Annotated in this window: 7 protein-coding genes; 6 read left to right on the forward strand and 1 reads right to left on the reverse strand. The window is 69.4% G+C overall.

Annotation, left to right across the window (positions count from 1 at the left end; all coding sequences use genetic code 11):
- Positions 1-201: 201 nt before the first annotated feature.
- Positions 202-1,134: a sulfate adenylyltransferase subunit CysD gene (gene cysD, locus CUC05_RS22005; RefSeq protein ID WP_205712491.1), complete on the forward strand. Its 933-nt coding sequence runs from the start codon at positions 202-204 to the stop codon at positions 1,132-1,134.
- 147 nt (positions 1,135-1,281) lie between these two features.
- Here cysD and CUC05_RS22010 read toward each other — a convergent pair whose 3' ends face one another.
- Positions 1,282-1,845, reverse strand: coding sequence for a DUF421 domain-containing protein (locus CUC05_RS22010; RefSeq protein WP_108668292.1), 564 nt, complete (start codon positions 1,843-1,845; stop codon positions 1,282-1,284).
- A 93-nt stretch (positions 1,846-1,938) separates the two neighbouring features.
- Here CUC05_RS22010 and cysN point away from each other — a divergent pair, with 93 nt between their 5' ends.
- The 5 genes from cysN to CUC05_RS22035 all read left to right on the forward strand — a co-directional run.
- Positions 1,939-3,870, forward strand: coding sequence for a sulfate adenylyltransferase subunit CysN (gene cysN, locus CUC05_RS22015; RefSeq protein ID WP_108668293.1), 1,932 nt, complete (start codon positions 1,939-1,941; stop codon positions 3,868-3,870).
- A gap of 178 nt (positions 3,871-4,048) precedes the next feature.
- Entirely contained in the window at positions 4,049-4,444 is a 396-nt protein-coding gene (locus CUC05_RS22020) for a hypothetical protein (RefSeq protein WP_108668294.1), read from the forward strand.
- Between the two features lie 82 nt (positions 4,445-4,526).
- Complete coding sequence (locus CUC05_RS22025; protein WP_108668295.1) at positions 4,527-5,690, forward strand: hypothetical protein; 1,164 nt, start codon at positions 4,527-4,529, stop codon at positions 5,688-5,690.
- A 10-nt stretch (positions 5,691-5,700) separates the two neighbouring features.
- On the forward strand, positions 5,701-6,399 hold the full coding sequence (locus CUC05_RS22030; protein ID WP_108668296.1) for a hypothetical protein: 699 nt from the start codon (positions 5,701-5,703) through the stop codon (positions 6,397-6,399).
- A 90-nt stretch (positions 6,400-6,489) separates the two neighbouring features.
- Positions 6,490-6,742 (forward strand): hypothetical protein (locus CUC05_RS22035; protein WP_157965878.1); only part of this gene is annotated, 253 nt, incomplete at its 3' end.

Genomic DNA, 6,742 nt, shown 5'->3' on the forward strand with positions numbered 1-6,742 from the left:
CAAATGAGAAGGAGGAAAATGCCTACCGCGGGCACCACGGAGCGGCCGCCGAAGTGGCGGTCGAGCTGCTCGACGTGGGCGCGGTGCACGCCTACCGGTCTACGCGCTCGTGTGCGATGCGTCAACCGGCCGTCCCGCCCGACCGGATCGCACTGTTCGTCCGGCGATCCGTCCGCGTCGCGCTCTAGGCTTGCTGACGACATGACTGACCTCGCCACACCGCTGCGCTCCCCCGAGCGAATGACCCACCTCGCCCAGCTCGAGGCGGAAGCCATCCACATCATGCGAGAGGTGGTGGCGCAGTGCGAACGGCCGGTCATGCTCTACTCGATCGGCAAGGACAGCTCGGTCATGCTGCATCTGGCCAGGAAGGCCTTCTTTCCCGGCAAGCTGCCGTTCCCCCTGCTGCACGTCGACACGACGTGGAAGTTCCGGGAGATGATCACCTTCCGGGACGCCACCGCCGAGGAGCTGGGGTTGGACCTCATCGTCCACACCAACCCGGTGGTGCGCGAGGAGAACATCAACCCGTTCGACCACGGGTCGCAGGGCTACACGACGATCGCCAAGACCGACGCGCTGAAGCAGGCGCTGGAGGCCGGACGGTTCGACGCGGCCTTCGGCGGTGCCCGCCGGGACGAGGAGAAGTCGCGGGCCAAGGAGCGGGTCTTCAGCTTCCGTGACCGCAACCACCGCTGGGACCCGAAGAACCAGCGGCCCGAGCTGTGGCAGAACTACAACGGCCGGGTCAACTCCGGCGAGTCGGTGCGCGTGTTCCCGCTGTCGAACTGGACCGAGCTGGACGTCTGGCAGTACATCCACCTCGAGCAGATCCCGATCGTGCCGCTGTACTACTCGGCCCCGCGGCCGGTCGTGGAGCGCGACGGCGTCGTCATCATGGTCGACGACGACCGCTTCCGCTTCGAGCCCGGCGAGGAGCCCGAGGAGCGGTGGGTGCGGTTCCGCACGCTCGGCTGCTACCCGCTCAGCGGTGCGGTGGAGTCCCGCGCGACCACGCTGCCGGAGATCATCCAGGAAATGCTGCTGGCCACCCGCTCCGAACGCGAGGGCCGGGTCATCGACTACGACCAGTCCGGGTCGATGGAGGAGAAGAAGCGCGAGGGCTACTTCTAGGCCGTTCACAGTTTCTGGGCCTGCCGCGGTTCGGGGGGCCGTGCGGGGTCGACTGGCGCGGCCGCCGTCGGGCGCGATCGGGGCCTGCGTCGTCGTGGGACGACGTCCGGCACGATCCTGTCGACGGGCCCGAAGGATCCGGGTGGGTCAGCGGCTGGCCTCGCGGGTTGGGTCGGCGCTGACGTCCTCCAGCAGCCAGTCCTCCACCGGGCTGTCCGTGCCGATGACGGACACATCGCCGGAGGACTCGAGCACCACGTAGGCCAGGTCCTCACGTCGGGTGATGCCGGTCTGGCGCATCTTGGCGCGGATGTCGTCGGCGTGGATGGACGCAGACGCCATGTTGTCGGTCAGCAGCTGGCCGTCCTTCGCCAGCAGGAGTGGCCGGTTGTCGACCAGCGACTTGGCCGAGGTGTTGCGGCGGACCTTGGCGACCAGCCACTGCACCGTGAACAGGCAGGCGATGGCGGTCACCCCCGAGGCGAGGGGGACCGACCCGACCGACGCCGACGCCAGGATCGACCCGGTGGCCACGGTGGCGGCGAAGTCGAAGGCGGTCATCTTCGCGAACGACCGCAGGCCCATGATCCGGCCGGCGAGGATGACGGTGCCGTAGATGGCAACGGTGGCGATCAGCACCGTTGCGAGCTGCGACCAGGAGGACCCCAGCAGCTCGGGCACGCTGGCAGCGAGGACGAGGGAGGAGACCATGGTCCGAACCTGACCGATGGCACGTCGTCGCAAACCAATCCCCCGTTCGCCACACGGAATGAGACGACACCGGCGGGATAGGCTGTGGCCGCTGTGAGTCACTCTTCTGATCTGATCGCGACCGACATCGACGCCTACCTGGCGGAGCACGAGCGCAAGGACCTGCTGCGCCTGCTGACGTGCGGGTCGGTCGACGACGGCAAGTCGACCCTGATCGGGCGGCTGCTGCACGACTCCAACATGGTCTACGCCGACCACCTGCAGGCGCTGGAGGCCGACTCCGCCGTCATGGGGTCCGCCGGCGACAAGCTGGACCTGGCCCTGCTGATGGACGGGCTCAAGGCCGAGCGCGAGCAGGGCATCACCATCGACGTGGCGTACCGCTACTTCTCGACCCAGCGGCGCAAGTTCATCATCGCCGACACGCCCGGGCACGAGCAGTACACCCGCAACATGGTCACCGGCGCATCGACGGCCCAGCTGGCCATCGTCATGGTCGACGCGCGCCACGGCGTGATGCAGCAGACGAAGCGTCACACGACCATCGCGTCGCTGCTGGGCATCCGCCACGTGGTCGTGGCGATCAACAAGATGGACCTCGTCGACTTCTCCCAGTCCACGTTCGAGCAGATCAAGAAGGACTACGAGGTCTTCACCGACAACCTCGACGGCACCATCGAGCCGTACTTCCTGCCGATGTCGGCGTTGCTCGGCGACAACGTGGTGAACCGCAGCGAGGCGATGTCCTGGTTCGACGGGCCACCGCTGATGGAGCACCTGGAGACCGTCGACGTCACCGAGGACGCCGACCTCGTCCACTTCCGGATGCCGGTGCAGCTGGTCACCCGTCCCGACCTGGACTTCCGCGGGTTCGCCGGCACGGTCGCCTCGGGCACCGTCGCCCCCGGCGATCGGGTGACCGCGGTGCCCTCCGGTGCGTCGGCCGTCGTCGAACGGATCGTCACCTTCGACGGCGACCTGGACCTGGCCGGTCCCGATCAGGCGGTCACCCTGACGCTCGACCGCGAGATCGACGTGTCGCGTGGGGACGTCTTCATCGGCACCGGTGACGAGCAGGACATGCTCCGCGCCCACCGCGTCGACGCCACCCTCGTGTGGATGGCGGAGACACCGATGGTGCCCGGCAAGCAGTACCTGTTGCAGTCCGCGACCGGGAAGTCCAACGCGTCGGTCAGCGCCATCCGCTACCGCCTGGACATCAACACCCTCGAGCAGGAGGCCACGAGCCGCCTGGAGCTGAACGACATCGCCCGCTGCGCCGTGTCGGTGGACCGCGAGCTGCTGTTCGACCCGTACAGCCAGAACCGGACGACCGGGTCGTTCATCCTCGTCGACCGGATCACCAACGCCACGGTCGCGGGCGGGATGATCGACGGCCCCTCGTCGCACTGGGACACCCGTGCAGCGGACACGCTGACCAAGCAACGGTCCGCCGTCACGCGCGAGGAGCGGGCAGCACGCTACGACCAGCAGCCGGTCACCGTCCTGCTCACCGGGCTGACCGGGGCGGGCAAGGGGCCCATCGCCGCGGCGCTGGAACGCCAGCTGTTCGACAGGGGCCGGACGGTGCTGCGCATCGACGGGCAGAACGTCCGCCAGGGCGTGTCCAAGGACCTGGGCTTCACCCCGCCGGAGCGTTCGGAGAACGTCCGTCGTGTCGCCGAGGTCGCCCGGCTGGTCAACGCGCAGGGCATCATCGCCATCGCGGTGCTGCTGGCCCCGGATGCCGATGACCGCGAGCGTGCCGCCGAGCTGATCGGCCGCGATCGCTTCGTCGAGGTGTTCGTCGACACGCCCCTGGACGTCTGCCGCGAGCGCGACCCGGGTGGCCTGTACTCCGCGCTGGAGGCGGGGACGGTCATCGACATCCCCGGCGTCACCTCGGACTACGACCGGCCGGTGTCCCCGGACCTCGTGACGACCGACCATGGCACCACCTCGGATGCAGCGGCCGCTCAGATCGTCGCCCTGCTCGCCGACAGAGGGTTCATCCCCACCTCCTGACCCCGCCTGTCGACGACGACGCCGGGGAGTGACGTAGTGCTGAAGGCCTTTCAGTACTAGTCCCGATGGTGACGATCATTTCGTCACATCGTGTCATGTGGGGTGGACGAAGTTTTTCCTAACGTCCACAAGAACAGGACCTCCGGCAGTCGAAGGTCCGTTGCCCGAAGGACGTCTCGTGGCCCGCAGCGGCTCGGTTCCGGTGATCGTGGAGGTGCCCGCGCAGGGGTCGCGGCCTCCCGCGCGACCGCCCGCGCAGCCAACTCCGGATCCCACCCAGATCCCCACACCCAACCCCATCCCGACCCCGTCTCCGACGGCTTCACCGACTCCGCAGCCGACGTCGTCCCCGACGGCCCCGCCGACGGAGGCGCCCACCGCCCAGCCGACGCAACCCCCGGTCAACCAGACCGAGGACCCCGTCGTCGAGCTGACCACCGAGACGGTCCGTGTCCCGCAGCAGGGCACCCCCCTGCCCCGAACCGGCGGCACGTTCGACAGCGCGATCCTGCTCGGGATCGTGCTGATGGCGCTGGCCATCGCCATCTACCGGCGACTTCGCACCCCCGGCTGAGCACCCCTCGAACGGGGATCCACACCGGCCGATATCACCTTCGACTTCTCGTCCAGCACAGTCACCATCCAGGAGCGCACCGATGCCAACCACCCCCCAGACCCCTCGCCGGCCCGCCCGGCCCGGCCGCCGCATGGCGCTCGTCGTCGTCGGCGTCATGCTGATGTCACTCGCCACCGCAGCCACCGCCCAGACCGCCGTCGGCGTCCCCGTCACCATGAACGTCGGGTCGGTGGGCACCCGGTCGTTGACGGTGACCAACTTCACCGGCACCGAGGCGCTCACCGAGCTCCCGCTGGTCTCGGGCGCCCCGACGAACTACCGGGCGACGGTCACCGACCTCGACTACCTGATCGACCGCGACTTCGACGTCGTGGCCGAGATGGGCAACCTCTACCCCGTGACCTCCACCGGTGACGACCCGCTGGCGGTCGACGCCAACTCCGATGACATCATCGCGTCCGGCGACGTGACGCTCGGGCTCTTCCAGGGCCTCACCGCCACCGACGTGCTGGCCGACATCCAGCCGACGTACCTGCTGAGCCTCGCCACCGGCCTCGACTGCACCACGCTGCTGACCGCGACCATCGGCGGGCTGGGCCTTCCTGCCCTCGACGTGACCAACCTCCTGGCCGCGCTGACCGACCTGTGCACCGCCTTCGACGCGGCAGTCACGGCCGGGGACCCTGCGACGGAGCTGCTTGGCGGCCTCATCGAGGACCTGGACCTAACCGGGCTGATCGACGAGGCCCTGGGCTTGGTCGACGGCCTGACCGGAACCGAACCCTTCACCAACCCCAGCTACTTGGGCCTCGGTGCAGCCGACGCCGATGCCACCGGTGCGCCGGCCGCCACGATGCTGACCCTCATGTCGGCCGACGCCCCGACGGACCTGGCCGCGCTGACGGACCTGATCGCGGCGATCAACGCGCAGCTGACCGACCTGACCGGGCTGGACGCCACCGACGTCATCCCGGCCGACGACATCATCCAGGGCTTGGTGAACTCCGGCAGCGCCACGACGGCGGCGCTCGGCAACGAGATCGCGGGACTGGGCAACACCCTCGCCCAGGAGGCCATCCTGAACGACCTGCTCGACATCGTGAACGGGGCGATCGACCTGTCGGTGCTGGACAACCTGTTCGGTGTCTACACCGCCTTCCCGCGGATCACGGCCACGGCTCCGAACGACACCCCGGCCGGCGCCTACGCCGGTACCCACACCATCACCCTGATCAGCCAGTAGCACGTCGACCATGCACCTCCTCCGACGCATCGCGATCCTGGTCGCCGCCACCGTCCTCGTCCTGGGCCCCACGGCCCCGGTCGGGGCGGTCGGCGCCCAGGGTGTCGACCTGACCCCGCTCCTCGGTCGGGTCGACGGGACCCTCACCGCGGTGGTGGAGGAGGACACGGTCATCCGTGTCAGGTTGACCAACGCCACCGAGGAACCCCGGACCGTGTCGGTCTGGGTCGCAGGGGCTGTCGACGCGGTCGGCGGCGGCACGGGCATCGGCGGTCGCCTCGACTGGATCACCGTCGACGCCCCGGAGCGGATCGACCTCGCTCCGCTGGAGGAGCGTGATCTGGAGGCCTCCGTCGACCTGGCCAGCTACCTGGAGCAGACCCCCGACCGGGTGCTGTTCATGCTGGAGGTACAGGGCGGTGGCAACGTCGTCCCCCGGGCCGCCACGATCGTGGCCCTGTCCGACGGCGGTGCCCGCATCCCCCTGCCGATCGCGCTGCTGATCGGCGCCACCCTGCTGCTCGGACTCGTGGCCGCGGCATGGTGGCGGTTCGGCCGTCCCCTGCAGCGGAACGGGGACGATCCGTCCCCTGCCGACCACGACTCGGACACCACGACGAACGAGGACACAGCCCCCACGGACACGTCGTCGCGGCCCCATGCGGGAGGGACAGTCCCCGCACCGCCGTCGCTCACCAGCGTCGGCTGAGACGTTGTCCACAACGGCCCCGGGATCCGGCGATCCCGGGGCCGTTGCCGTTCTACGGTCCGCCATCCGTTCGCGCCTGGCGGCTGCTACGTGCAGCACCTCGTCGCCGATGAGGATGCCTACCGCACCCGCGCCACCTCGACCTCGCCGGGTGCCCCCATCGAGGTTCCCACGCTCGGCATCCGGCTCGCCGGCGGCGACCGCTTGGTCGCCGAGGACGACTTCGGCCCGTGGCACGACACGGCCTCGCTCGCCGAGCTGGCCCGAGGTCAGGCGGAACAGGTTCGGCGCCAGACCGAGGAAGCCCGCCGACAGACCGAACGGGCGAATCGCCTGGCCGAGG

Source organism: Euzebya rosea, from assembly GCF_003073135.1.
GTDB classification, from domain to species: domain Bacteria; phylum Actinomycetota; class Nitriliruptoria; order Euzebyales; family Euzebyaceae; genus Euzebya; species Euzebya rosea.